This is a genomic window from Flavobacterium endoglycinae (genome assembly GCF_017352115.1).
GTDB classification, from domain to species: Bacteria; Bacteroidota; Bacteroidia; order Flavobacteriales; family Flavobacteriaceae; genus Flavobacterium; species Flavobacterium endoglycinae.
On the sequence record NZ_CP071448.1, the window covers coordinates 776093 to 802912 of the forward strand.

The 26820-nt window shown below is 34.2% G+C and carries 24 protein-coding genes; 14 read left to right on the top strand and 10 right to left on the bottom strand.

Features of this window, described 5'->3' with window-relative positions; all coding sequences use genetic code 11:
• Window positions 1-12: 12 nt before the first annotated feature.
• The 9 genes from J0383_RS03420 to guaA all read right to left on the bottom strand — a co-directional run bounded on the left by J0383_RS03420 (window position 13) and on the right by guaA (window position 13685).
• Window positions 13-729 (bottom strand): toxin-antitoxin system YwqK family antitoxin, encoded by a 717-nt coding sequence (locus J0383_RS03420; protein ID WP_207297049.1) that lies wholly within the window; start codon window positions 727-729, stop codon window positions 13-15.
• Window positions 730-872: 143 nt separating this feature from the next.
• Window positions 873-2786 (bottom strand): membrane protein insertase YidC, encoded by a 1914-nt coding sequence (gene yidC / locus J0383_RS03425; RefSeq protein WP_207297050.1) that lies wholly within the window; start codon window positions 2784-2786, stop codon window positions 873-875.
• Window positions 2787-2864: 78 nt separating this feature from the next.
• Window positions 2865-4478: a CTP synthase gene (locus tag J0383_RS03430; RefSeq protein WP_207297051.1), complete on the bottom strand. Its 1614-nt coding sequence runs from the start codon at window positions 4476-4478 to the stop codon at window positions 2865-2867.
• Window positions 4479-4702: 224 nt separating this feature from the next.
• Window positions 4703-4933, bottom strand: a complete 231-nt coding sequence (locus J0383_RS03435) for a DUF3820 family protein (protein ID WP_207297052.1) — start codon at window positions 4931-4933, stop codon at window positions 4703-4705.
• Window positions 4934-5306: 373 nt separating this feature from the next.
• Entirely contained in the window at window positions 5307-7235 is a 1929-nt protein-coding gene (gene nagB, locus J0383_RS03440; protein WP_207297053.1) for a glucosamine-6-phosphate deaminase, read from the bottom strand.
• Window positions 7236-7579: 344 nt separating this feature from the next.
• Window positions 7580-7981, bottom strand: coding sequence for an OsmC family protein (locus tag J0383_RS03445; protein ID WP_207297054.1), 402 nt, complete (start codon window positions 7979-7981; stop codon window positions 7580-7582).
• Entirely contained in the window at window positions 7981-10086 is a 2106-nt protein-coding gene (locus tag J0383_RS03450) for a PBP1 and LysM peptidoglycan-binding domain-containing protein (protein WP_207297055.1), read from the bottom strand. The genes J0383_RS03445 and J0383_RS03450 overlap by 1 nt, the downstream gene beginning before the upstream one ends.
• A gap of 95 nt (window positions 10087-10181) precedes the next feature.
• Window positions 10182-12092, bottom strand: coding sequence for a lytic transglycosylase (locus J0383_RS03455; protein ID WP_207297056.1), 1911 nt, complete (start codon window positions 12090-12092; stop codon window positions 10182-10184).
• 63 nt (window positions 12093-12155) lie between these two features.
• Window positions 12156-13685 (bottom strand): glutamine-hydrolyzing GMP synthase, encoded by a 1530-nt coding sequence (gene guaA / locus J0383_RS03460; protein WP_207297057.1) that lies wholly within the window; start codon window positions 13683-13685, stop codon window positions 12156-12158.
• A 231-nt stretch (window positions 13686-13916) separates the two neighbouring features.
• Between guaA and J0383_RS03465 the strand changes: the two genes are divergently transcribed.
• The gene (locus J0383_RS03465) at window positions 13917-14444 is read left to right on the top strand and encodes a hypothetical protein (RefSeq protein WP_207297058.1); all 528 of its coding nucleotides are present in this window, start codon (window positions 13917-13919) and stop codon (window positions 14442-14444) included.
• A 92-nt stretch (window positions 14445-14536) separates the two neighbouring features.
• Here the strand turns inward: J0383_RS03465 and J0383_RS03470 are convergent, their stop codons facing one another.
• Window positions 14537-15247 (bottom strand): hypothetical protein, encoded by a 711-nt coding sequence (locus tag J0383_RS03470; RefSeq protein ID WP_207297059.1) that lies wholly within the window; start codon window positions 15245-15247, stop codon window positions 14537-14539.
• A 300-nt stretch (window positions 15248-15547) separates the two neighbouring features.
• Between J0383_RS03470 and J0383_RS03475 the strand changes: the two genes are divergently transcribed.
• The 13 genes from J0383_RS03475 (at window position 15548) to J0383_RS03535 (ending at window position 26738) form a co-directional block, all read left to right on the top strand.
• The gene (locus J0383_RS03475; protein WP_207297060.1) at window positions 15548-16462 is read left to right on the top strand and encodes a DnaJ C-terminal domain-containing protein; all 915 of its coding nucleotides are present in this window, start codon (window positions 15548-15550) and stop codon (window positions 16460-16462) included.
• On the top strand, window positions 16459-16764 hold the full coding sequence (locus J0383_RS03480; RefSeq protein WP_207297061.1) for a chaperone modulator CbpM: 306 nt from the start codon (window positions 16459-16461) through the stop codon (window positions 16762-16764). Before J0383_RS03475 ends, J0383_RS03480 begins: the two co-directional genes overlap by 4 nt.
• 143 nt (window positions 16765-16907) lie before the next feature.
• On the top strand, window positions 16908-17291 hold the full coding sequence (locus tag J0383_RS03485; protein ID WP_056204327.1) for a RidA family protein: 384 nt from the start codon (window positions 16908-16910) through the stop codon (window positions 17289-17291).
• A gap of 291 nt (window positions 17292-17582) precedes the next feature.
• Entirely contained in the window at window positions 17583-18839 is a 1257-nt protein-coding gene (locus J0383_RS03490; protein ID WP_207297062.1) for a voltage-gated chloride channel family protein, read from the top strand.
• 348 nt (window positions 18840-19187) lie between these two features.
• Window positions 19188-20192 (top strand): DHH family phosphoesterase, encoded by a 1005-nt coding sequence (locus J0383_RS03495; RefSeq protein WP_207297063.1) that lies wholly within the window; start codon window positions 19188-19190, stop codon window positions 20190-20192.
• 7 nt (window positions 20193-20199) lie between these two features.
• Complete coding sequence (gldI, locus tag J0383_RS03500) at window positions 20200-20865, top strand: gliding motility-associated peptidyl-prolyl isomerase GldI (protein ID WP_207297064.1); 666 nt, start codon at window positions 20200-20202, stop codon at window positions 20863-20865.
• A gap of 15 nt (window positions 20866-20880) precedes the next feature.
• Entirely contained in the window at window positions 20881-21942 is a 1062-nt protein-coding gene (locus J0383_RS03505) for a peptidylprolyl isomerase (RefSeq protein WP_207297065.1), read from the top strand.
• A gap of 38 nt (window positions 21943-21980) precedes the next feature.
• Window positions 21981-23108, top strand: coding sequence for a peptidylprolyl isomerase (locus tag J0383_RS03510; RefSeq protein WP_207297066.1), 1128 nt, complete (start codon window positions 21981-21983; stop codon window positions 23106-23108).
• Window positions 23109-23312: 204 nt separating this feature from the next.
• Window positions 23313-24209, top strand: coding sequence for an EamA family transporter (locus J0383_RS03515; RefSeq protein ID WP_207297067.1), 897 nt, complete (start codon window positions 23313-23315; stop codon window positions 24207-24209).
• A gap of 87 nt (window positions 24210-24296) precedes the next feature.
• Window positions 24297-24653: a DoxX family protein gene (locus tag J0383_RS03520; protein ID WP_207297068.1), complete on the top strand. Its 357-nt coding sequence runs from the start codon at window positions 24297-24299 to the stop codon at window positions 24651-24653.
• Window positions 24654-24686: 33 nt separating this feature from the next.
• Complete coding sequence (aqpZ, locus tag J0383_RS03525) at window positions 24687-25394, top strand: aquaporin Z (protein WP_207297069.1); 708 nt, start codon at window positions 24687-24689, stop codon at window positions 25392-25394.
• Between the two features lie 119 nt (window positions 25395-25513).
• A complete protein-coding gene (locus tag J0383_RS03530) occupies window positions 25514-26350 on the top strand; it encodes a sterol desaturase family protein (RefSeq protein ID WP_207297070.1) in 837 nt (278 codons plus the stop codon).
• A 109-nt stretch (window positions 26351-26459) separates the two neighbouring features.
• The gene (locus tag J0383_RS03535; RefSeq protein ID WP_207297071.1) at window positions 26460-26738 is read left to right on the top strand and encodes a DUF2805 domain-containing protein; all 279 of its coding nucleotides are present in this window, start codon (window positions 26460-26462) and stop codon (window positions 26736-26738) included.
• The last annotated feature ends 82 nt before the right edge of the window (window positions 26739-26820 follow it).

Consider the following 26820-nt stretch of genomic DNA (forward strand, 5'->3'; position numbering starts at 1 on the left):
TTTTATATCCGCCTATTTATTTTTAGGTTTTGAATCGGCTTGGTAACTGCTTTTCGGATCGCTCATATTAACTTCTTTGGTTAATTTGCCTTTAGTATAAAACTGCCACATTCCGGCTTTTTTTCCGTTTACAAACTTTCCTTTCGAAGCTACAGCACCATCGGCATCATAAAAAACAGCATCGCCGTTAAATTCGTTGTTTTTATAAGTGGTTAATTCTAAAGGCGTACCATTCTGACCCATTTTTTTATAGGTTCCCTCTCTTGAGCCATTAACATAAGTCATTTCTTCAGCAACTTTAGCATTTGGATAATAAACTGTTCTCGGGCCGTCAAGTTTTCCTTTTTTATAATTTTCAGAAATCATTAGAACTTTAGAAGCCTTATGATAATATTTCCATTCCCCTTCTCTGTCTTTTCCAATTTCTTTTCCTTCACTTACTTTATTTTTACTCTGATCGTAAAAAATTGTGTACGAACTACCATCATTTGCTGTAAAATCACGTGTTGCAATCACATCACCTTTTTTAGTATCATCAAAAAACTTGAATATTCCAGTCTCTTTTCCATGACTAAAAGTTCCTTCATATCTTGGACGTTTTGATTCGTAAAATCCTTTCCAGACACCATCCTTTTTACCATCAGCATCTACTTTATTAAACTCTGTCTGAGCATTTACTAAAAAGACATTTATGAATGCCAATACTATTAAAATTCTTTTAGAAGTCATGTTTTAATCAATTTTAAACTTTAACGAAATTTAGCTTCAGAAAGTATACAATACTATCACGAAAGTTAAAATTTTGATTTTACTTTTATATCACAAAAGTTTCTTCAAAAAAAAATCCCGATAAAACGGGATTTTTTAAGTTTTTATTTCTTTTTATTTTGAGCTTTTTTAGCCGCTTCCTGCTGTTCCATCACTTCTTGAAGACGTTGTTGGAATTTGCTTGGTTTTTTAGGCTCTCTCTGTTTGTTTTCTTGAATTTGAGCGTGAATTTTTTCACTGTCTACAATATAATTTTTAATTACAAACATAATTCCGATTGTAATTAAATTTGAAATAAAGTTGTACAAACTCAATCCTGCTCCGTAGCTGTTGAAGAAAATTAACATCATCAACGGTGATACGTAGATCATGATTTTCATCATTTTCGCCATATCCGGCATACCTTCCTGCTGTGGAGCTGCCATTTGCTGATCTCCTGAAGTCATTTTCATGTAGAAGAAAATCGCAATTGCTGCCAAAATTGGGAACAAACTAATGTGATCTCCATACAATGGAATATGGAAAGGTAATTTTACAACTGAGTCAAAAGAAGATAAATCATCTGCCCAAAGGAAGCCTTTTTGTCTTAGTTCAAATGCAGCAGGGAAAAACTGAAACGAAGCGTACATAAAAGGAAGCTGGATCAATGCCGGAATACATCCTGCCATTGGGTTTACTCCTGCTTTGTTGTACAGTTTCATAGTTTCCTGTTGTTTTTTCATTGGGTCTTTTTTGTATTTTTCGCCCAACTCATTAATATCAGGTCTTAAAACTTTCATTTTAGCCTGAGACAGGAATGATTTATAGGTAATTGGCGACATAGCCAATTTGATTATAATGGTAAAAATAATAATCGCAATTCCTAAAGACAATCCAATTGTTGAACTTAAGAATCCAAATAACGGAACGAAAATTAATTTGTTGATCCAACCAAAGATTCCCCATCCTAGTGGGATAATTTTTTGGAAATCTTTATCGTAAGATTTTAATACTTTGTAATCTGCTGGTCCAAAATACCAGTTCATTTTATAATCGATCTCACCATTTGTAAAAGCTAAAGGAACTGTAGCATTAAATTGTTTGGTGAAAACAGTATCAATTTTCTCGTCTTTTACTAAATTCTGAGATACTAAATCAGCTTTTGCAAAAGCAGTATTCGTTTGAAGGATGGTAGCAAAGAAATGCTGTTTGAAAGCGATATAATCTACTTTTTCAGGATTTTCTTCTTTGTGGTCTCCTTGACCTACATAACTTTCTTTTCCATCTTCATAATTATAATAAATTTCAGCATAACGGTTTTCATACGAAACACTTTTTTCGTTTCTGTACGTTTTTAAATCCCACTGTAAATTTACTGGTTTAGAAGAATTTAGAACTCGGTTTAATCCTTGAGAACGAATATCAAAACCAACTAAGTAATCATTTGGTTTTAAGATGTATTTGTATTCTAAAAATTCGTTAGCACCTGCTTTTAAACGCATAGATAAAACTTGATCTGCTCCTACTTTTTCTAATGTAGGTTCAAAAAACAAATCTTTCGAATTTAAAGTTCTATTATCAGTAGTTTGTAACTGAAGGTTTAAATTAGAATTGTTGTCTTTAATCAACTCTACTAATTGTTTTGATTCTTTTCTAAATTTCTCAAATTCTTTTAAAGTTGCTTCAACAATGTACCCACCTTTATTAGCAATTTTAAGTTTGATCTTTTCGTTTTCAATAGTCGTAAAAGATTCTTTTGCAGAAGGAAGTGTCGCAGAATAAGCGAAACCACCTAATGTTTTTTGCAATTGCGCCAATTGCATTGTATCTCCAGGAGTTACAGCAGCAGCTGGTAATGATGTAGTTTTTGCCTTATCAGCTTTCGCTTGAGCTTCTTGTTTAGCTACTAATTCTTTCTTGGCTTTTTCAGCAGCGATTTCTTTTTCAGACGGTTGATTTTGGTACATAATCCAAATCAAAAGTCCAAATATCAATACAAAACCAATGATCGAATTGAGATCTAATTTTTTTTCTTCCATTATTTTAAAAAAAAGTTATTCGTTTGAGGTTATTAGTTATTCGTTTAATTTAAATGTTACACCTCTTAGAATGAATTATTATTTTTTATGTGCGTTTACAGCTGCAGCCACAAAGTTTACAAAAATTGGGTGCGGATTGGCAACGGTACTTTTGTATTCAGGATGGTATTGTACTCCAATAAAAAATGGGTGGTTTTCTAGCTCTACGATTTCAACTAAACCTGTGTCAGGGTTAACTCCAGAAGCTTTTAAACCCGCTTTTTGTAATTCATCAGCGTATTTATTATTGTACTCATAACGGTGGCGGTGACGCTCCGAAATAGTTTTTTCTCCGTAAATTTTATGTGCTAAAGTGTTTGGTTTAATATCACATTTCCAAGCACCTAAACGCATTGTTCCACCTTTATCCGTTATGTTTTTCTGCTCTTCCATTAAGCTTACTACCGGATGAGTGGTTTTCTCGTTCATCTCAGTAGAATTCGCTTCTGCATACCCTAAAATATTTCTAGAATATTCGATAACAGACATCTGCATTCCTAAACAAATTCCAAAGAAAGGAATGTTGTTTTCACGCACAAAACGCACTGCTTCGATTTTTCCTTCAATTCCTCTTTCTCCAAAACCTGGAGCAACTAAAACTCCATCAAGAGAACCTAATTTTTCTTCCACATTATCAGCATTGATATGCTCTGAGTGAATAGAAATCACGTTTACTTTCGTTTCGTTTGCAGCACCTGCATGAATGAACGCCTCTAAAATAGATTTGTAACAATCCTGCATTTCTACATATTTCCCAACCAAACCAATGTTTACAGTTTGTTTTGGACTTTTTAATCTTTTTAAGAACGTATTCCAAGTTTTAAGATCTGGAGATGCTTTTTTAGGAAGATCTAATTTCTTTAATGCCACAACATCTAATCCTTCTTCAAGCATTAAATTTGGAACTTCATATATTGTAGAAGCATCAATAGATTGAATAACTGCTTCTTTCTTCACATTACAGAATAAAGCTAATTTCTGGCGTAATTCCTGAGACAATTCGTGCTCTGTTCTACAAACCAAAATATCGGCTTTAATACCGCTCTCCATTAATGTTTTAACAGAGTGCTGTGTTGGTTTTGTTTTTAGTTCACCTGCAGCAGCCAAATATGGAACTAATGTCAAATGAATCACAATTCCGTTGTTTTCGCCCAATTCCCAAACTAACTGACGAACAGATTCTATATAAGGTAGCGATTCGATATCACCAACAGTTCCACCAATTTCAGTAATAACAATATCATAATCGCCAGATTTTCCTAGCAATTGCATTCTGTCTTTGATTTCGTTTGTGATATGAGGAACAACTTGAACCGTTTTTCCTAAAAATTCTCCTCTTCTTTCTTTTTCAATAACCGAAAGATAAACTCTTCCAGTAGTAACATTATTAGCCTGAGAAGTAGGAACGTTTAAGAAACGCTCATAGTGTCCTAAGTCTAAGTCAGTTTCAGCTCCATCATCTGTTACATAACATTCTCCGTGTTCATACGGGTTTAGTGTCCCCGGATCTACGTTAATGTATGGATCAAATTTCTGAATAGTTGTACGGTATCCTCTTCCTTGTAACAATTTTGCCAAAGATGCCGCGATAATCCCTTTTCCTAATGAAGAGGTCACACCTCCTGTAACAAAAATATATTTTGTTTGATTCATTCTGTTGTTTGTTTGTAAGTAGTTGTGTAAAAAACTTGGCAAAAGTACAAATTTAATTAGACAATTTGCTAATTAGAAAATTAGAAAATTTATCAATTAAAAAATTTAAGAAATAGATAAGTTATAATTAGAAAACAATGAATTAAATTCACTTTAAAGTGACATTTTAATGTTATCTCTCTAAAACATTATCTAATTTTCTAAATTTCCATTATCTAATTATTTTAAGGCTTTGGATACTGCTTCTTTATATTTCTGATCAATTCTTCTAAACCATTTAGTTTCAATTCATAAATAAGCTGCAATTGCTGTCCTAATTCTCCTTTTGGAAATCCTTTACTATGATACCAAACGACGTAATATTCGGGTAAATCAATTAGATATCGGCCTTCGTATTTCCCGAAAGGCATTTTGGCGTGTGCTAATTTTATGAGTTGTTTTTTGTCTGGATCCATAGTTTAGAAGAAAAAAGAAGCAAGAAGAAAGATTTAGCCTTCTTCTTGCTTCAATTATATGCAAAGCTATTATTTTTTTGCCACAGATTAAAAGGATTAAAATGATTTTCTAATCTGTGTGTTTTTTTGCCGCGAATTTCACAAATTTCCACTAATTATTTTTTTTTATAATTGTTGCGAATATAAAAAGCTTAGAACCTCAGCATCTCAGCGTCTTAGAACCTTAAAAAAAGAAGCAAGAAAAAAGAACTTATTCAATTCTCTTTTCCTGCTTCAAATTTTTGCTTAAGATTATAAATTCACATAAAAGCCAAAGATTCACACAAAGATTAGAAACCTTTGCACCTTTGCCCCTCAGCGCCTTAGAACCTTTTTAGTAATGCCATCTCACAAATGCTTCCATTGCCGCATAAGTCGCTAAACCTAATTGGTGGTACAATTCAGCAGTTTCGCGGTTTCTGTCTTCGGCTCTCTGCCAGAACTCTCTTGAATCAGTTCCCTGGAAAACAACGCCGTCTTTCTGCGACTGGTGTTTGAAGATTCCGTGGCGTTTCGCCAGAACCTGGTCGGGACTCATCGGAACTGCCATTTCAACTTCGTCAATCCCCCATTCCTGCCATGCGCCTCTGTACAGCCACAGCCAGCAGTCATTCATGAATGCTTTCGGTTTCAGGTTTTTAACCGACTCAAAAACCGCGTCAAGGCATACCTTATGCGTGCCGTGCGGATCTGCTAAATCGCCTGCCGCATAAATCTGGTGCGGTTTGATTTTTTCAATCAGATCCATCGTAATCTGGATATCTTCCTGTCCGATTGGTTTCTTCTCAATAGTTCCGGTTTCATAAAAAGGAAGTTCCATAAAATGGATCTGTTCATCCGGAAGCCCCACAAAATGGCTCGTTGCCCTTGCCTCTCCTTTTCTGATCAGTCCTTTTATATAGCGGACTTCAGGAATATCAATCTCGCTGTTCTTTTTGTTTTCTAAAAAAGTCTGTGCTTTTTTGTAGATATTGTCGGCTTCCCCGCTTTTAATCCCGAATTTTTCGTTGTAGTCAATCACGAATCTGGCAAAACGGAGCGCTTCATCATCGGCAACTGCAATATTTCCAGATGTCTGGTACGCTACATGCACTTCATGCCCCTGCTCCTGCAGACGCATAAAGGTTCCTCCCATGCTGATAATATCATCATCTGGGTGCGGACTGAAAATCAGAACACGTTTTTTTGCAGGCTCTGCTCTTTCAGGACGGTTGGTATCGTCTGCATTGGGTTTTCCGCCCGGCCAGCCCGTAATGGTATTCTGCAGTTTATTGAATATTTTGATATTGATATCGTAAGCCGGACCTGAATCTGCCAGCAGGTCACTCATTCCGTTTTCGATATAATCAGCATCGGTAAGCATTAAAATTGGTTTTTTAAGGTCTAATGCCAGACCTAAAACCGCTTTTCTGGTCAGTTTATCCGTCCAGACAATTTTCTCCACCAGCCACGGTTTGTTGATTCTGGTAAGTTTTGAAGAAGCTTCTTTATCCAGAATAAAAACAGCATTATCATGTTCCTGTAAAAATGAAGCCGGAACTCTGTTCGTTACTTCATCTTCAACTGATCTTTTAACAATATTCGCTTTTCCTTCTCCCCAGGCCAGTAAAATCACTCTTTTCGCTTCCATGATTTTTTTCACGCCGAGTGTGATTGCCGTTCTCGGCGTATTGTTCAATCCGAAGAAATCTTTGCTTGCCGCCACTCTTGTGATATGGTCCAGAGCCACCAGACGTGTTTTTGAGTTCTGGAGCGATCCCGACTCATTAAAACCAATGTGCCCGTTTCCTCCGATTCCCAGAATCTGCAGATCGATTCCGCCCAGTTCTTCGATTTTGGCTTCGTACTCATGGCAGTAATCCGCGATCTGTTCTTTGGTTAAAAGTCCGTCCGGGATATGGCAGTTTTCAGGTAAAATATCGACATGGTCAAACAGAAGCTCTTTCATAAAACGGACGTAGCTGTTGATTGAGTTCGGCTCCATCGGATAGTATTCGTCCAGATTAAAACTGATTACGTTTTTGAAACTAAGGCCTTCTTCTTTATGAAGACGAACCAGTTCGGCATAGAGTCCTTTTGGGGAAGATCCTGTTGCCAGACCTAAAATACACGGTTTGTTTTCTTTTTGTTTTGACTGGATTAAAGCGGCAATTTCCTGCGCAACAGCTTTTGAAGCTTCACCCGAATTTTCAAATACAACCGTATTGATGTTTTCGAAGCGTTTTTCAAATCCTGTCGCTTTGTCTATTTTACTTTTTAACATGATATAGTTTTTTTTATTCTATTAGCTGATATGCGTATTTCATCTTATAAAGATAAAACCTTTATATGCGATACGAGTATAAATTATTGATTTTAAGCAGAATATTATTTTTTATCTTTCCCATAAAGATAAAATTACCTATCAAAACTGAATCTCATTTCGCCTTGATATATTGCATTATTTTTGCATAGAAATGCGTATTTTTTGCAAAGCAAAGATAATTCAATTTATTAGTAATTTCCCAAATTCAATATGAATATTTTGTTAATATTCGTTTGAATTGTATTTAATGTGTTATAAAAAGAAAGCCATACAATCATGTATGGCTTTTCTTTTTGTAAGTATTAATTCCATTTAAAACTAATCTTTTTTTCAATTTCTGAACTTAAACTCAAAAACACCGGACAGGTCATGGCTACACGTTCTAAGATTGTTCTTGCCTTTTGATCTGCATTGCTTTTCATTTCAAAAACAATTTCAATTACGCCAATACGACGAGGTTCTGCATTCATGATTTTGGTTACTTCTGCAGTAGAACCAACAAAGTCTACTTCAATATCTCGAGCTTTAATTCCCATTACGGTCATCATGCAGCTAGCCAATGCATTAGCAACTGTATCTGTTGGAGAAAAAGCTTCTCCTTTTCCGTTATTATCTAAAGGCGCATCCGAAACGATTTCGCTTCCTGACTGCACATGAACTGATTTCGTTCTTAAATCGCCCAAATAGGTTACTTTTGATGTCATTAATTTGCTACTTTTAAAGTTAAGTCTGAATCGTAATATAAAATGTAGACGCCTTTATTGGCATGCCCTCCATCTTCTTTTTTATAAAACTGAAATTTATTATCTACTTGCTGCGTAGTCATTAAATCTGTTGTTTCTTGATATGTTTTTCCTTGAACCAAACGCATCATTGTATCAAAAGTAACATCAAAACCTCTGGTTGCGTAAGTATTTGGATACGTTTTATTTTTCAGCTTGTATTCTTTCTTAAAGATCGATGCCGATTGTTCATCGCTGTCACGTGTAACTGAAGGATACATCAATTTTAATTTTACCAGATTGTCAAAACTAATTTCATCTGTATCTAATGTGCTGTTTTGTTCTAGAATCACCAACTGTACCTGACAGGTTTTCTGAGCATCTATTAAAGCTTTAATCACCGTTTTAATCATAGCTGTATTTCCAGTTTCCATTACCACATAATTCATTCTATTAGGCAGCAGCAAACTTTTTAGATTAGCAGCATCTAAAGCACCAGTTTCTGTTAAAGATGCAAAAACAACTCCTCTTTGGTTTTGCTTGATATAACTGATAACGGATTCTTTTTTCTTATCTACAACAGCTACAATATTTCCGTTTTTAGATCTCATGTAATCAAAAATTGCATTTCGAACCACATCATTAGACGGAATCGTTTGATACAAGTTATCAATAGGATTTGCAACATCTTTAGACAATGGAGAAATTACGGGAACATTAAACAAACGAAGTGAATTCGCTGTCGTTTCAGCATTGTTTTGATAAAACGGTCCAATAACAGCATCCACATTTTGTAATTTATTCTGAGCAATTAAACTCGAAACATTAGAAGTTGTTTTCGTTTCCTGAGAATCATAAATCGAAACATCAATTGGCAGTTTCAATGTTTTAGCCGAATCAATCGCCATCATTGCTCCAGAATAAAAATCAAGGGTCATATTTAAAAATTTATCTGTTTTTAATCGGGCAGCCATTCCAGTTGTATCGCTTTGTAATTTTGCTAAATTAAATGGCAGTAATAAAACAACTTTTTTACGATCAATCTGACCTCTCTTTTTAGTCAGCTCTACAATTTCAGGATCAATAGAAACGGTTTCTGATTTTACTTTATCTACAATTTTAATCCCGCCACCAGTATTTTCATATGATTTTTCAGCAGGTTTTTCAACTTCTTTAGTCGCTATCGTTTCAGATGGTTTTTCTTGTGGCGTTACGATTGGCTGCGGTGCTACATATCCAGCAGGAACTTTCAAAACCATTCCTTCTTTTACTCCTTCAGAAAGTGAAGGATTTAAAGCAATTAGTTCATCTTGCGTTAAATGAAAAACGCGCCCTAAACTATAAAATGTTTCTTTGGGCTTAACTTGATATTCCATATAACTAACTGCTTTTTTAGAAGTCTCAGCAGTTTTTTTAGGTTCTTCGGTTTTCACAGCTGTTGTTGTTTCTGTTTTTGGCGCTTTACCTTTAATAGTCAGTCTATATCCAACAGGCAGACCTGAAACAATATCCGGATTACGTTTTTCTAATTCTTCAACAGTCATATTATACTGTTTAGCAATACCGAATTTAGTTTCTTTTGGCTGAACATCATGAAAAACATATTTTTCAGATCCACTTTCTTTCGGTTTTTTATCAGCTGTTACAGCTGTTTTGGGTGTGCTTCCTTTTGCAGGAATCACTAATTTCTGTCCTGTTTGAATGCCATCTTTTTCTAAAAACGGATTTGCTGCTTTTAAGGCTTCATCTGAAATACCATATTTATGTTCGATGCTCCAAAATGTTTCTTTTGGCTGTACTTCATGAATTATTTCTTTTGAATTACCTGCTGATTTTACCGCAGCTGTTTCTTTTTTATCCACACCTTTATTAGTTGTTGACGGAATCAATAAAACAGTATTAGGTTTTATGCCGCTTCTTGCATCAGGATTTAATTCGTAAATATCATAAGGGGTAACTTTAAATTTTTGAGCAATCTGATTGATTGTTTCACCACTCGAAACAGTATATTTAACCACTTTTCCCTGTGAAAAAGCAGAGCAGGTTACAAAAAAAACAAAGAATACTAATGTTGAAAAATATTTCATAATATGGCTTAAAACAATTTAATTTTTAATTCAATTCACAAGCTAATACTTCCTCTTATACAAGATTCACGCCATTTGTTTACTCTTCAAAAATATTATCGAAGATCGACTTCTAACTTAGCAATAATAATGTTCTTATATAACTCATCTTCTTCTTTTTTCTTGCATTGGTACAAAAGTTCTTCCATGTTTTCGAACTTATCTGCGTAAACATAATACGAAAGACTGTTTACATTGAAGAAAAAACAAGCATTAAAATCGCCTGAATCAATGAGTTTCATAATTAACTTATCTCTCATCATTGAATCTGTAAATATACCCAAAACTAAGTAATAGCCATTCGAAACTTCTTTAAGATTATCATAAACTTCAATCTTTATATTTTTTTCGTTTTTAAATGGGTTTTCTTTCAACTCTTTGCGCATTTCTTCTATCGAAATTGCTTTTGAAGTTTCTTCAGAAACTGGTTTATTTTGCTTTTTAATGGCTTCACCTTGGTATTTTTTTAGTTTTACCAAAGCCAGTTTATCATCAAATTTTCGGGCTTCCATACTATAATAAGAAGCTTTACTGATGTGACGTTTTACTTCAATTTGTTTTTGAGTATCTAATGAATCAATCTTGGCAATTAAAAGCTGGTTTTGAGCGTCGCCTTTTTCCTGATCTATTTTATAACGTTTAATTTCTTCTAACGAAAGTCGCTGTTGTAACGAGGTTACGTTATTATTTTTTTCGCTTTCGCGGACTTTTTTCTTGTACTCCTGATTTTCTTCTACGGCTATTTTTTCCACTTTATTCATTAAACCAGCATATGCTTTTCTGTTTTCTGCCAATTCTTTTTTTAGTTGAGAAGACAAATCACTTGTTTTACCGATGCTTTCATAAGAAAGTTTTTCTAAACGTTTAGATTCATCTACATTCAAGATATCCATGCGTTTTAATTCTTTCAAATCGCTGTTCATCGCATTTACCAATGAATCTAATTTTGCCATTAAAATATCCTGAACATTTTTATTGGCTTCTAAAACCAAACGTAGTTTTTCAACCGAATTTTCTTTTGAACCATTCATATCATTCAGATTCACTTTCAAATCGTTAATCTTTATAATTTTCTGGTTCATTTCTTTTTGAACCACAAGTCGGTCTTTTAAATCTTCAATTTCAACTGTTTTGGCTTTTGTTTTTTCAACCACAACTTGTTTTTCGGCTAAAGCCAGCATCAATTCTTCGCTTTCGTTTGCTGGTTTTATTGCTGTAGTATTGATGGCCAACTTATTTCCAACAATCAATCCGTTTACAATTTCAGGATTTTGCGATTCCAATTGATCAATTGAAATTCCGTATTTCTTAGCAATCGAAAATTTAGTTTCTTTTGGTTCTACAACATGAAAGACCGTTTCTTGATTGATTACACGAACTCTTCCGTCTATTGTTTTTCGTTTATTTGGGATGGTAATTGTCTGACCAATCTGTAAGCCATTTACCAAGATATCTTTATTGAGGTTTTCTAAATCCTGAACCGAAACATTGTATTCTCTAGCAATGCTGAACAACGATTCTTTTGCTACTACTTGATGTGTCGTTTTTGAAGAAGCTGCATTTTCTATTTTAGATGAATTTACAGTATGGGGAATAATTAATTCTTGTCCGATTTGAAGTCCGTTTACAAGAACAGCCTGATTGGCATTTTGAATAGCTTCAACTGAAACATTATATTGTTTAGACAACCCAAAGAGTGTTTCTTTTGGCGCAACAATATGGGTTTGCTGCTTTGAATTTGTATTTTCTGAGGAATGAACTGGAATCTTTATAATTTGATTGTCTTTGATTCCGTTTTGAGATTCTGGGTTGAGTTTGTAAATCTCGTCAATAGAAACCTTGTATTTCTGGGCAATAAAATAAGCGGTTTCTCCTTTTTGAATTTTATGTTCAATAATTGAATCTTGCGCAGCTATTTTGTTAAAAGACAAAATAAACACAAGAGAAATCGTTAAAAGTTCTCTCATAAATAGTAGGTTATAAAAAATTAAGGCCTTACAAATGTAAGACCTTAATTTTAATTTATGCTACTATTCCCACTCAATTGTTGCTGGTGGTTTTGAACTAATATCGTAAACGACACGGTTTACACCTTTTACTTTATTAATAATATCATTTGATACTTTCATTAAGAAATCATACGGTAAATGAACCCAGTCAGCAGTCATACCATCTGTTGACTCTACCGCTCTAAGTGCCACTACTTTTTCATAAGTACGTTCATCACCCATAACACCAACAGAGTTTACAGGAAGCAAAATTGCTCCAGCCTGCCAAACTTTATCATATAATCCCCAAGACTTTAATCCTTCAATGAAAACAGAATCTACATCTTGTAAAATTCTAACTTTCTCTGGTGTAATATCTCCTAAAATTCTAATTGATAATCCAGGTCCAGGGAAAGGATGTCTTCCTAATAATTCTGGATCTATTCCTAATGTAGCTCCCACTCGTCTTACTTCATCTTTGAAAAGCATTCTAAGTGGTTCTACAATTTTTAATTTCATATAATCTGGCAATCCACCAACGTTGTGGTGCGATTTAATGGTCGCTGATGGTCCTTTTACAGAAACCGATTCGATAACGTCTGGATAAATTGTTCCTTGCGCCAACCATTTTACGTCTTCTAATAAGTGTGATTCATCATCAAAAACTTCGATAAATACACGACCAATTGTTTTACGTTTGGTTTCAGGATCGCTGATTCCTGCCAATTCAGAAAGGAAACGGTCTCCAGCGTCAACACCTTTTACATTTAATCCCATTCCTTTGTATTGATCCAATACATTTTGGAATTCGTTTTTACGTAAAAGTCCGTTGTTTACGAAAATACAATATAAGTTTTGTCCGATTGCTTTGTTTAATAAAACTGCCGCAACAGTAGAATCTACTCCTCCAGATAAACCAAGAACTACTTTGTCGTTTCCTAATTTTTCTTTCAATTCTCCTACCATTTCTTCTACGAAAGCGTTTGGAGTAAAGTTTTGAGGAACTTCAGCAATTTTCACTAAGAAGTTTTCTAACATTTTTGATCCATCTGTAGAATGGTAAACTTCTGGATGGTATTGAATTGCATAAGTAGTTTCGCCTTCAATTTTGTAAGCTGCGTATTCTACATCATGCGTACTTGCTAATTTTACGGCATTTGTTGGAAGTGCTTTGATACTATCGCTATGGCTCATCCAAACTTGGCTGTTTTCTGAAACTCCTTCAAAAAAAGTTTCATTTTCTTTAATATAAGACAAGTTGGCTCTTCCGTATTCTCTAGTGTTTGAAGCTGCTACTTCTCCACCGCTGAAATGCGCTAAATATTGTGCTCCGTAACAAACGGCAAGCAAAGGCATTTTACCTCTAATTTGCGATAAATCAGGATGTGGCGCATCTTCTCCTCTAACAGAGAAAGGGCTTCCTCCTAAAATTACGGCTTTATAACTTGATAAATCACTTGGAATGTGATTGTAAGGAAAAATTTCGCAGAATATATTTAATTCGCGAACTCTACGCGCAATAAGCTGTGTATATTGCGATCCGAAATCTAAAATAAGTACGTTGTGTTGCATGCGCAAAAATACTTTTTAAATTCGAAATTGAAAAATCGGAACAATGAAAAAATTTATTTTTTTTTAATCGTCCGATTTTTAGGTGCAAAGGGATAAAGTGACAAAGGTTCCTAGGCAAAATTTAAAGAACCTTAACCTTTGTAACTTTGGACCTTTGTAACTTTGTAACTTTACAGAAAATCCAAACCACTCAAAAATTCGTATCTACAGAAAAACCATTTAAATTTAACTATGAAATCAAAACTTATTGCTCTGACAGTTCTTGTGTCAGTATTTTTTTCATCTTGTAATGCAGTCGATGATTTATTATCTTTTACTATTTCGAATGAAACTTCGATTAAAATCCAGAGTACATCGCCTATTAATCTGCCTTCGGAAATTATCACACCAGAAGTTACCACCAATTCTTCAGCAGAATTTGCAAACAACAAAACAAAAGCAAGTCTGGTAAAAGATGTAAAAATCAGATCGTTGAAATTATCAATCTCTGATCCTTCAGACAAAACGTTTACTTTTTTGAAATCAGTACATCTTTATATTTCAACCAACAATTCTAACGAAATAGAATTAGCGTATCAAGACAATATCAATACCTCTTCAAACACGATTGATTTAATCTGTACGGATAAAAGACTGGATGAATATATTAAAGCAGACAGTTACAAAATCAGAACACAGGTTACTTTAAAAGAAACTTTAACTAAAGACGTAACGGTAAAAGCAGATATGAAGTTTAGAGTGACTGCAGATCCATTTTAATTTTCAGGTTCAAAGCAACAAAGCGACAAAGGTTCAGAGGTAAGTGTAAAACTCTGCTTCTCTGAACCTTTGTCGCTTTGCAACTATAAAAATTACTCTTTAGTAACAATAATCGATGCCTTAAATCCTGCTGCTAGATTATCCCAGTAATCATTGGTAACCAACTGGCCTTTATCATCGTAAACCTGAATTTCGGCTGTATTTCCTCCTAAAGTTCCAATATTTAAAGCTTCGAAATCTAATTTATTGAAACCATTAGCTAGATTTATTTTTACTTGTTTAAAGTTTGCATCTAATAATATTCGCTCTGCAATAACCATATCATTTGAAGAAACTTTCACCAAATCGCCGTCAATTGCTCCAAAATCACGGAATTTGACAATAAAATATTCGGCTTTTGTTTTAAAGTCTCCTAATGAAATATTCTTCTTCACAAGTGTACCGCGACCTTCACGCAAACCAGCATCTTTTAAAGCTTTGTCTACATCTTTTTCCATTTTTGCTACATACTGATCACCCGGATTCGCAAATTCATTTTTTTCATACATCGAAAATTTGCTTTTCTCTGCACCAACCTGCAATTGAGATTTTGGCGTTATGCTGGTATTATCAAAAACGTTTGGCGTTTTTATACTCGGCATATCTGTAGTTTCTGCTTGGGGATCTTTTACAGGAGTGGGAATCTTTTTGGGTTTTGCGCTAAATTTTGGTGCAGCGATAGGTTTGTATTTGGTTCCAAATTCTGTTTGTGCTGAAACCGTTACAGCAGCAAAAAATAATATGAAAAATAAAATATGCTTCATTGAAAAAGTTTTATCGAATGGGCTTTTAATTTTTTAATAGAATCAAGTACCTCACAAAAATAACATAAATAAATTTGGCGCGACAACTTTAAGACTATTATAACAATATATTAGGCAATTTTTTGGAATCAAAAAACCTGCCAAAAATCCAAGAGTTGACTCATAATACAAAAATCTAAATTTCAAACCTGCAGCGGCGTTTCGTTATTTTTTTGTTTAAAAAGAACACACCATTTTGATTCTTACCAACTTATTCTTAACTTCATTATCAAATTTATTTTATCTTAAAATACAAACAAGATGGACTATATTGACTATTACAAAGTATTGGATGTTACAAAATCTGCTACGGAAGCCGAAATAAAAAAAGCGTATCGAAAACTGGCACGTAAATATCATCCTGATTTGAATCCGAATGACAAAGAAGCGGAAAAAAAATTCAAGGAAATCAATGAAGCAAACGAAGTTTTAAGCAATCCCGAAAACCGAAAAAAATACGATAAGTACGGAAAAGACTGGCAGCATGCAGACGAATTTGAAAAAGCCGGTTACAATCCAAACCAGCAACAGCAAAGACAATATTCAAGACAAAGCAGTCAGGATTTTTCAGGTTTTGGTGATGAATTTTCAGGAAGCGATTTCTCAGATTTTTTCAATTCTATGTATGGATCTGGAAGAAGCAGTCGAAGTCAATCCAAATATAGAGGACAAGATTTTAATGCCGAACTGCAACTGGATTTGACTGCAGCTTATACCACTCACAAACAAAATTTAACCGTAAACGGAAAAAATATCAGAATTACTATTCCGGCTGGAGTTGAAAACGGACAGGTTATAAAAATTCCGGGACATGGCGGACCAGGTGTTAATGGTGGTCCAAATGGTGATTTATATATTACTTTTTTAATCGATAATAACTCCGATTTTAAACGTGAAGGCAATAATTTGTATTCAAATGTTGATCTGGATTTATACACGGCAATTTTAGGCGGTGAAATTAACATTAAAACTTTTGATGGAAAGGTAAAAATCAAAGTTCCTGCCGAAACTCAGCCGGGAACTAAGATCAAATTAAAGGGAAAAGGTTTTCCGGTTTATAAAAAAGAAAATCAGTTTGGTGATTTGTATGTGACTTATAATTTAAAAATCCCAACCAATCTATCGCAAAAAGAAAAAGAGTTATTTGAAGAATTATCTAAAATTAGAAAGTCATGAGCAGTAAAAATTTAATTCAAATAAAACAATTTTGTCTGTATCACGAAATTGAAAATACTTTTATAAAAGACCTTAATAATTATGGTCTGGTTGAAATTATTATTCAAGAAAATGATGAATTTCTACAGTCGGAACAACTGCCGACAATCGAAAAAATGATGCGTATGCATTATGACCTCAATATCAACATGGAAGGAATTGATGCTATTTATCACCTTTTAAACAAGATCGAAGTTTTGCAGCAGCATTTAACCAATACACAAAACAAACTCCGGATTTACGAAGAAAACCAAAGTGAATAAATATCACAAAAAAGAACCATTTATAATGTGATTTCAACTTATTATAATTCTTTTATACGAGCCTTATTTCATAAATTGCAGCGCATTAATTAATCTGAATTTGTTTCTAAAATCTAAAGAAAGAATTCAAAAAAACTCATAAAATGAAAAGAGAAAACATCTTAACAGGATCACCTTGGGAAGACAAAATGGGATACTGCCGCGCTGTAAGAATTGGTAATATTATTGAAGTTTCGGGAACTGTTGCGATTGTGGACGGCGATAAAGTAAAAGCCGATGATGCTTATGCACAAACGTATAATATTATAGAGCGTGTCGAAAAAGTATTAGAAGACTTAAATGTAGGCATTAAAGATGTTATCAGAACCCGAATTTTCACAACAGATGTTTCTACTTTTGAAGAAGTAGCCAGAGCGCATTCGGCATTTTTTAAAGATGTAAAACCTACAACTGGTTTTTATGGAATCAGCAAACTGGTTGCTCCAGAATATTTGGTTGAAATAGAATTTACTGCTGTGGTTCAGTAATTATTTTATAGCCACGAATTCACGAATTATTATATTCTATAACCCGTTGGGTGAAATTAAAAAATTCAAATATTTTAACACATAGGGACACAGATTTTTGTGTCGAAAAAGAAAATGGAAGAAACAAGTTTCCAACATAGCTAAACTATGTGCATTTAAACTAGTGAAACGCCTTTTTTTTAAGTTTAGATAAACTATGTTTCTATGTGTTGAAAATAATTTCCAACGAGTATTCTATAGTAATTTTTTAAATTTGTGAATTCGTGGCAAAAAAAAAGCCTCTTCATATTAATGAATACTCCAAATCCAAAACAATTACTGCTTGATATTCCGAAATGGATTCTTATTTGTCTCTTAATCGGTATATTTTCAGGATCGGCTTCAGCTTTCTTTTTAGTTTCTTTAGAATGGGTGACACAATTCAGAATGGCGCATGATTGGATCATTTGGCTTTTGCCTGTGGGTGGATTTCTAGTAGGTTTAAGTTATTATTACTGGGGAGAATCTGTCGTAAAAGGAAATAACCTTTTATTGGAAGAATATGAAAATCCAAAGAAAGTAATTCCGTTTAAAATGGCACCTTTAGTCCTTCTGGGAACTTTGCTAACTCACTTGTTTGGAGGATCAGCAGGACGTGAAGGAACAGCAGTACAAATGGGAGGTGCTATTTCTGATCAGTTCACGAAAATTTTCAAACTCAAGAATACCGAACGCAAAATTTTAATCATTTTAGGAATCAGTGCTGGTTTTGCATCAGTTTTCGGAACACCATTGGCAGGAGCTATTTTTGCCTTAGAAGTTTTATACTTCAGTAAAATTAATTTCAAAAGCATCCTCCTTTCTTTTTTAGTCGCTTACGCCGCTTATTTTACCGTAGAATTTTGGGAAATCAAACACACACATTACAGCATTCCTGTTATTCCTGAACTGAGTGTAAACAATTTATTCTTTACCCTAATTGTAGGAATTTTATCTGGATTTGCTGCCTTATTATTTGCCAGAAGCACTCATTTCTGGGGATCTCTTTTTTCAAAAAATATTAAATATCCGCCGCTTCGTCCTGTTATAGGCGGTGCAGTTTTAGCTATTGCAATTGCAGGATTGGGATTTACTAAATTCTCTGGACTTGGCGTTCCAGTAATCGTAGATTCTTTTTCAACACCAAATGAATGGTACGATTTCCTGCTTAAAATCTTGTTTACAGGATTTACATTGGGAGCTGGTTTTAAAGGTGGAGAAGTAACACCGTTATTTTTTGTTGGAGCTACTTTAGGAAGTGCTTTATCGGTTTTTATTCCAATGCCAATTGCTCTTTTAGCCGGAATTGGATTTGTTGCTGTTTTTTCAGGCGCCACCCACACTCCTATCGCCTGCACGATTATGGGAATGGAATTATTTGGAATTGCTCCGGGAATTTTTATAGCCATTGCTAGTATTGCGGCTTATTTTTCATCAGGCTCTGTGGGGATTTACAAATCTCAAATTGTAAAAGGTCCAAAATACAAATTTTATCAAAGATTTCAGAAAAAAGAATTAGAGAATCTTTAAAAAAATTGAAATTTCAAAAATTCCAAAATTTAAAATTCAAATTCCTTCAATTTATATGTTTCGTTCCTATGGAACTTTTGTACGACACTTTTATATTTTCAACGGATTAAAATCCGTTGCTACAAAATAAACGTTCCTACGGAACTTAGAAACTTTATAAATAAAAATCCGTTTAAATCAGCGTTTTCACGATAGCGAATCCTTTTCATCAGCGTTCAATATTAAGCATATAAAAAATTAAAAAAACATTTGATGAGACTGAACACAAAAATGCGGAACACTGAACACTATCACTGCCTACTAAAAATATTTTCAGCATTACATTAAAAAAATGTAAATTCGCACACTATGAAAATACAAGATATTCAGGCGATACAATTATTGCTTGCAACACCAAAGAAAATAGTCATAATTCCACATAGAGGACCAGATGGTGATGCCATGGGTTCTACTTTAGGTTTATATCATTTTTTACTAAAAAACAATCACCACCCAACCGTGATTGCTCCTAATGATTTTCCAGATTTTCTAGCTTGGCTTCCAGGATCAGAAACAGTGAAAATATTTGAAAAAGATACCGAAAACTGCACTAAAATATTAGAAGAAGCCGAGATAATTTTTACACTTGACTTTAATGCATTTCATCGTACAGGCGAAATGGAGCATACTTTAGCAAAACTGACTGCTCCGTTTATCATGATCGATCATCATGAAAAACCACACGATTATGCGACTTATATGTATTCTGATACATCGTATGGTTCTACTTGTGAAATGGTTTATAACTTTATTTCTTTCCTAAACAAAAAAGAAGACATCGATAAAACCATTGCTACTTGTATCTATACAGGAATTTTAACCGATTCAGGTTCATTTCGTTTTCCAGGAACTACAGGAAACACACACCGTATTATTGCTGAATTAATTGATTTAGGAGTCGAAAATACACAAATTCCTGTTTTATTATACGACAACAGCTCATTCAGCCGTTTACAGCTTTTAGGACGCGGACTTCAAAACATGAAAATTTTTGAAGAACATAAAACTTCTTATACAACCCTTACGCAGGAAGAACTAGATTCTTTTAATTATGTTAAAGGTGATACAGAAGGAATTGTTAATTATGGTTTGAGCATTCGTGGAATAGTTTTTACTGCTATCTTTATCGAAAATAAAGATGAAAAAATAATCAAGATTTCTTTCCGTTCGCAAGGAGGATTCGATGTTAACCAGTTTGCAAGAGATCACTTCAACGGAGGCGGACACATGAATGCCGCAGGCGGAAGATCTGAAGCTTCAATGGAAGAAACCGTTAAAAAGTTTGAGGATTTAGTAACTAAATTAAAATTATAGCCCCAATATGAACTACTTGAAACTTAGTATTTACACCTTGCTTCTGGCAGTTATATTGGCTGGATGCAAGCACCATGAAGAAGCACGCAGACCCATTTCGAGAGCGTCTGGTTCTTTCATGAAAAAATCTGCCGACCGAAATAAAAAACTGGTAGCAAGTGAAGAAGATGTTATTAAAAAAATCATCAAAAGCAATCCAAAAGTAAAGTACTATGCGACTAAAAAAGGATATTGGTTTTGCTATGACGAAAAAAGCAATGCAGAAACTGGTGCTCCAAAAAAAGGAGATATTGCTTACTTCAATTTAGAAATTAAAGACATTACAGGTAAAATCATTTATTCTGAAGCCGATTTAGGTCCGCAGACGTATTATGTTGACAAACAAGACATCATGATGGGATTACGCGACGGAATTAAATACATGAAGAAAAATGAAGTGGTTACTTTCTTGTTTCCATCGCATATGGCATACGGTTATCATGGTGACAACAAAAAGATTGGACCTAATCAGTCATTAATCTGCACTGTAACTTTACGAAATTTTGTTCCAGATCCAGCGCAAGCTCCAACTTCTGCTAATGCTGTAAAACCTTCTGGTTCGACTACGCCAACATCAAAACCTGCAGTTGCAAAACCTGCAGCCCAAACTAAAAAAGATACCTTAAACCCATAAAAAACGTATTAAAAAATGAAGAAGATTTTTCTATTGTTATTAGCCGTTAGCTCGTTTTATTCATGCAAGGACGAACACAGTAATCTGCCTGATGGTTTATATGCTGATATCGAAACGAATAAAGGACACATCCTTGTTGAATTAGACTATAAAAAAGCGCCCGTAACGGTGGCAAACTTCGTAACCTTAGCAGAAGGTAAAAACGAATTTGTAACAAAAGATTACTTAAAAAACAAACACTTTTACGACGGATTAAAATTCCACAGAGTAATTGAAAACTTCATGATTCAGACGGGAGATCCTGAAGGAACAGGTTCTGGAGATGCAGGATATAAATTTAAAGACGAATTTTCAGATTTGAAATTCGACAAAGCTGGTGTTTTAGCAATGGCAAACAATGGTCCAGGAACCAACAGCAGCCAGTTTTTTATTACACATGTTGAAACTCCTTGGTTAACTAATCTTCATACTATTTTTGGACATGTAGTTGACGAAAAAGGACAAGAAGTGGTAAACAAAGTGGTTCAAGGTGATACTATTGTTTCTGTAAACATCATTAGAAGCGGCGAAGCAGCTAAAAAATTCGATGCTGTAAAAGTATTACGTGATTATTTTGGAGAAGCTTCTAAATATACTTTAGCTCAAAAACAAAAAGTAGAATACCTAGAATCTTTAAAACCAAAAGCTACTAAAACAGCAAGCGGATTAGAATATGTAATTACAGAAAAAGGCGCTGGAAAAAAACCAGCAACTGGAGCTCAATTGTACATTCACTATGCAGGTTTCTTAGAAAACGGAACATTATTTGACTCAAGCATTGAAGAAGTAAATAAAACATTTGGAAAATTTGACGCTGCAAGAGCAGAACAACATGGCTATCAGCCAATTCCTTTTCAAGCAGGCCGTAAAGACGGTATGATTCCGGGATTTATTGAAGGTATCGAAAAACTTTCTTTTGGAGACAAAGCCGTTCTTTTTATTCCATCTCATTTAGCTTATGGAGAAGCTGGTGCTGGAGGAGTAATTCCACCAAATGCAAATATTATTTTTGAAGTTCAATTATTAGAAAAACCATAATTATCTCAGTATAATTTAAAGACTTAAATTCGAATACGATGAAATTTAAATTTCTATTTTTATTCTGTCTGGCTGTTGTAAATATTCAGGCACAAACTAAAAAAACAGCTGCAAAACCTACAGCTGCAAAAGCAAAAACAGTAGCAGCAACAGATCCAAATGACGGAATTTTTGCTACAATTTCAACCACAAAAGGCGATATTGTAGTAGCATTAGAATATGTAAAAGCTCCAGTAACAGTAGCAAACTTTATTACACTTGTAGAAGGTAAGAATCCTTACGTAAAAGTGGAAAGATTAAAAGGAAAACCATTTTATGATGGATTAAAATTCCACCGTGTTATCAATGATTTCATGATTCAAGGAGGAGATCCGGAAGGAAATGGAACTGGAGGCCCAGGTTATTCTTTTAAGGATGAATTTGTAGAGGAATTACGTTTTGAAAAAGGCGGTGTTTTGGCAATGGCTAATTCAGGACCTGCAACAAACGGAAGCCAATTCTTCATTACGCATAAAGATACGCCATGGTTAAACGGAAAACACACGATTTTTGGTCATGTAGTTTCAGGAATGGACAATGTAAACAAAATTGTTCAAGACGATGTGATGACAAAAATTACCATTACGCGCAAAGGCGCTGCGGCAAAGAAATTCGACGCTGTTAAAGTTTTTGCTGAAGATGTAAAAAAACAAGAGGCTAAAAAAGAAGAAGCTAAAAAAGTGGTAACTGCAAAAGCAGCTTACTTCGCAGCAACAAAAGCAAAAGCGACTACAACTGCTTCTGGTTTAAAATATGTAATTACTAAAAATGGAACTGGTGTAAAAGGAGCTGAAGGTTCAACTATTTACTTTCACTACGCAGGATATTTTGAAGATGGAAATCTTTTTGACAGCAGCATGTCAGAAGTAGCTAAAGCTTATGGAAAATACGACCCAAACAGAGATGCACAAGGTGGTTATAAAGCTTTCCCTTTTACAGTGGGTAAAAAAGACGGAATGATTCCTGGATTTATCGAAGCATTAGACATGATGACAGATGGTGAAAAAGCGATTTTCTTCCTTCCTTCTAATTTAGCTTATGGAGAAAAAGGTGCTGGAGGTGTTATCCCGCCAAATGCTACTTTAATTTTCGAAATCGAAACATATCAAAATCAACCGGTGAAATAATCTCGGTTTCAAATATTTAAAAAGCCATCAAAATAATTTTTTGATGGCTTTTTTTCTTTTCAGTATTCTGCTGAATCTTCAAATTTCAACATTTCAAATACTCTGAAACACAAACAATGATAACGTTTCCGCATATTTTCTATTAATTCCTAAATAAAATAGCTTACCTTTGCCGGCTTGAATTTTTTAAAACAAATTATCAAAATGTCACAAAATAACGTATTAAAAGGAGTATTTTTAGTTGCTTTAGGAGCTACAACTTACGGAATGTTAGCCACTTTCGTCAAAATGGCCTATTCAGAAGGTTATACAACTGCAGAAGTAACTACCTCTCAATTTGTACTTGGACTAATTGGTATTTTGATCATTAACGCTTTTCAAAAAGCAAAAAACAAAGATAAAGTCGTAAAAGCAACTAGAAAAAACATCTTTAGTTTAATGCTTGCTGGTACTTCACTGGGAATGACAAGTTTGTTTTATTATCTGGCAGTAAAATTCATTCCTGTTTCTATTGGAATCGTTTTATTAATGCAGACGGTCTGGATGGGTGTTCTACTCGAAATGATTCTAGAAAAGAAATTACCTTCCAAACAAAAAGTAATCGCTGTTTTTATAGTACTTACAGGAACTGTTCTAGCAACGAATATCCTAAACAATGATATCAAATTAGACTGGCGCGGAATTGTCTGGGGAATTTTAGCCGCAGCTTCGTTTACTACTACTATGTTTACGGCAAATCGTGTGGCAGTTGGAATTTCTTCGGCTCAACGCAGTTTATACATGCTTATGGGCGGAGCAATCATTGTTTTTACTTTTGGCTTTTTTACTCAGGTAACTCCTTTTAATCTGGCAATTTTCTTAAAATGGGGAATTGTATTGTCACTGTTTGGAACGATTATCCCACCGCTTTTAATGAATTTAGGTTTTCCATTAACCGGAATTGGTTTAGGAAGTATTGTTTCGGCATTAGAACTTCCTGTTTCAGTTATGATGGCTTTTATCTTGTTAGATGAAAAAGTAATTCTGACGCAATGGCTTGGAATTGTTTTAATTATTCTTGCGATCATCATAATGAATGTCAATTTTAAACGCAAAATTTAACACTTTTTAGCGCTCATTAAAAAACTAAGCTTTGTAGTGTAATAATTGTTAATTTTTTTATAATTTCGTTATAAATAATTAGCTATTATGAATTTACCTTGGCATCTATACGTAATGTCTATTCTCTATATACTTGCTGGAGTTAATCATTTTAGAAAACCCGGAATGTATATTAGGATCATTCCCCCGATTTTTAAAAACCCTAAAACAATAAATATCATTAGTGGAGCTGCCGAAGTCATACTAGGCATTCTGCTTATGATTTCTTCTACAAGCCAATTGGCAGCATGGGGCATCATTGTGCTGCTTATAGCCGTGTTTCCGGCAAATTTATTCATGTTTCAAAATAAAAAAGCAGGTTTTGGTCTGCCAAAATGGATTTTATTTGTACGTTTGCCCTTACAAATTGTTTTGATTTTTTGGGCTTATCAGTATACCCTATAACAATCAAATCTATTAATCTAAATTTATTTTACTATGAAAAAATTGTTTGCAGAGTTCTTCGGAACTTATTGGCTGGTGTTTGGAGGCTGTGGAAGTGCCATTTTTGCAGCAGCGTATCCTGAATTAGGAATTGGATTTGCAGGTGTTGCATTAGCATTTGGTTTGACCGTTTTAACAATGGCGTATGCTGTAGGGCATATTTCGGGAGGGCATTTTAATCCTGCTGTATCATTTGGATTATGGGCTGGCGGAAGATTTTCGGCCAAAGAACTCATTCCGTATATCATTGCTCAATGTATTGGAGCAATTGCTGCGGCCGGAACTTTATACACAATTGCTTCCGGAAAAGCAGGTTTTGTAATCGATAATACCAAAGCTGGAGCTTTTGCCTCAAATGGTTATGGAGCTTTTTCTCCCGATGGCTATTCATTGCAATCCGCTTTCATTGCTGAGTTTGTGCTGACTTTATTTTTCTTATTGATAATTTTAGGAGCTACTGATAAATTTGCCAATACTAGTTTCTGCGGTATTGTCATTGGTTTGGGATTGACTTTAATCCACTTAATTAGTATTCCTATTACCAATACTTCTGTTAATCCTGCGAGATCGCTTTCTCAAGCTATTTTTGCTGGCGGTGAACCGCTTTCGCAAGTCTGGTTGTTTTTAGTTGCGCCTATTTTAGGTGCGATAGCAGCTGGATTTATTTATAAAACATTGTTACAGAAGACTGAAGAAGCTTAAAAATATTTCATAAAATTTAAAATGGAAGGAGAAAATCAAATATATTTATATTGATTTTCTCTTTTTCTTTGGATAAAATCGGAAAAGGAAATCGTCATTTCACTCCAAATATTATTGTTATGAACGAAATTATTTCTTACTTCAGTACCATTCCGTCCTCGCATCGGAGTTTAATTTTAATTGGAGGAATTACTATTTTCTGGATGATTGAAAATACATTTCCATTGTTTCAAATGCAGTATCGAAAATGGCATCATGCGGGAATCAATATTTTCTTTACTCTGACTACAATAATCGTCAATTTTGTTTTGGCTTTTATTTTAATCAAAACGGCAAACTGGACTACCGAAAATCATTTTGGAATTCTTCAATGGATTCCTGAAATTCCGCTCTGGCTTTACACCATTATCGGTTTGCTTTTATTGGACTTAATTGGGGCTTATTTAGCGCATTTGGTGCAGCATAAAATAAAGTTTCTTTGGCGTTTTCATCTTATTCATCATACCGATACTTGGATTGATACCACAAGCGCCAACAGACATCATCCGGGCGAAAGCGTAATCCGTTTTATTTTTACAACACTCGGAGTTCTCGTAGTTGGAAGTCCTATGTGGATGGTTTTTCTGTATCAATCCTTATCCGTTATTGCTTCGCAATTCAATCATGCCAATATTTCACTGCCTCATAAGGTAGATCTTTTTTTAAGTTATTTTATTGTATCGCCAAATATGCATAAGGTGCACCATCATTATGTTCTGCCTTACACCGACAGTAATTATGGAAATATTTTTTCTGTCTGGGATCGTATTTTTGGCACTTTTACCTCTCTTCCAAAAGAGAAAATAATGTATGGAGTTGACACGCATATGCTGGCAGAAGAAAACAATCAATTGAAAAATTTACTGCAAATTCCGTTTCAAAAATCAAGATCAGCAAAAAACATGAAAAATCATTAAAAAAATGCAATGCAGCGAACCAACTAATTATTTTTTTTATTAATATTGAAATATAAAATGAAAGTCAATCTATTAAACATTAACCCACTATTGAATTAATTTTCACGAGATGAAAAAGAGTAACCGCAAAGAGTTAACTGTGGAACAAACTGAGAAGCTTGTTTCTTTAGCCTTAGAAGAAAGAAATCCATTTGAAATAATCAAAAAAGAATTTGGATTGGCAGAAAAAGAAGTTCTTGAAATCATGAAAAAGAAAATGCCTCTTGAAAAATTTGAGATGTGGAAAAAGAAGGCTATTGCGAATAAACCAAAACCAAAACCAATTAAAATTGATGATTTTGATGAAGATCTAGACGGAAAATATTATATAAAAAATAAATTTGACTAATATAAAGCTCCTGTAAATCAGGAGTTTTTTTATTATATTCAATTTTTTGTAACTTTTTGATATTTTTTAAGTCAAATATCTA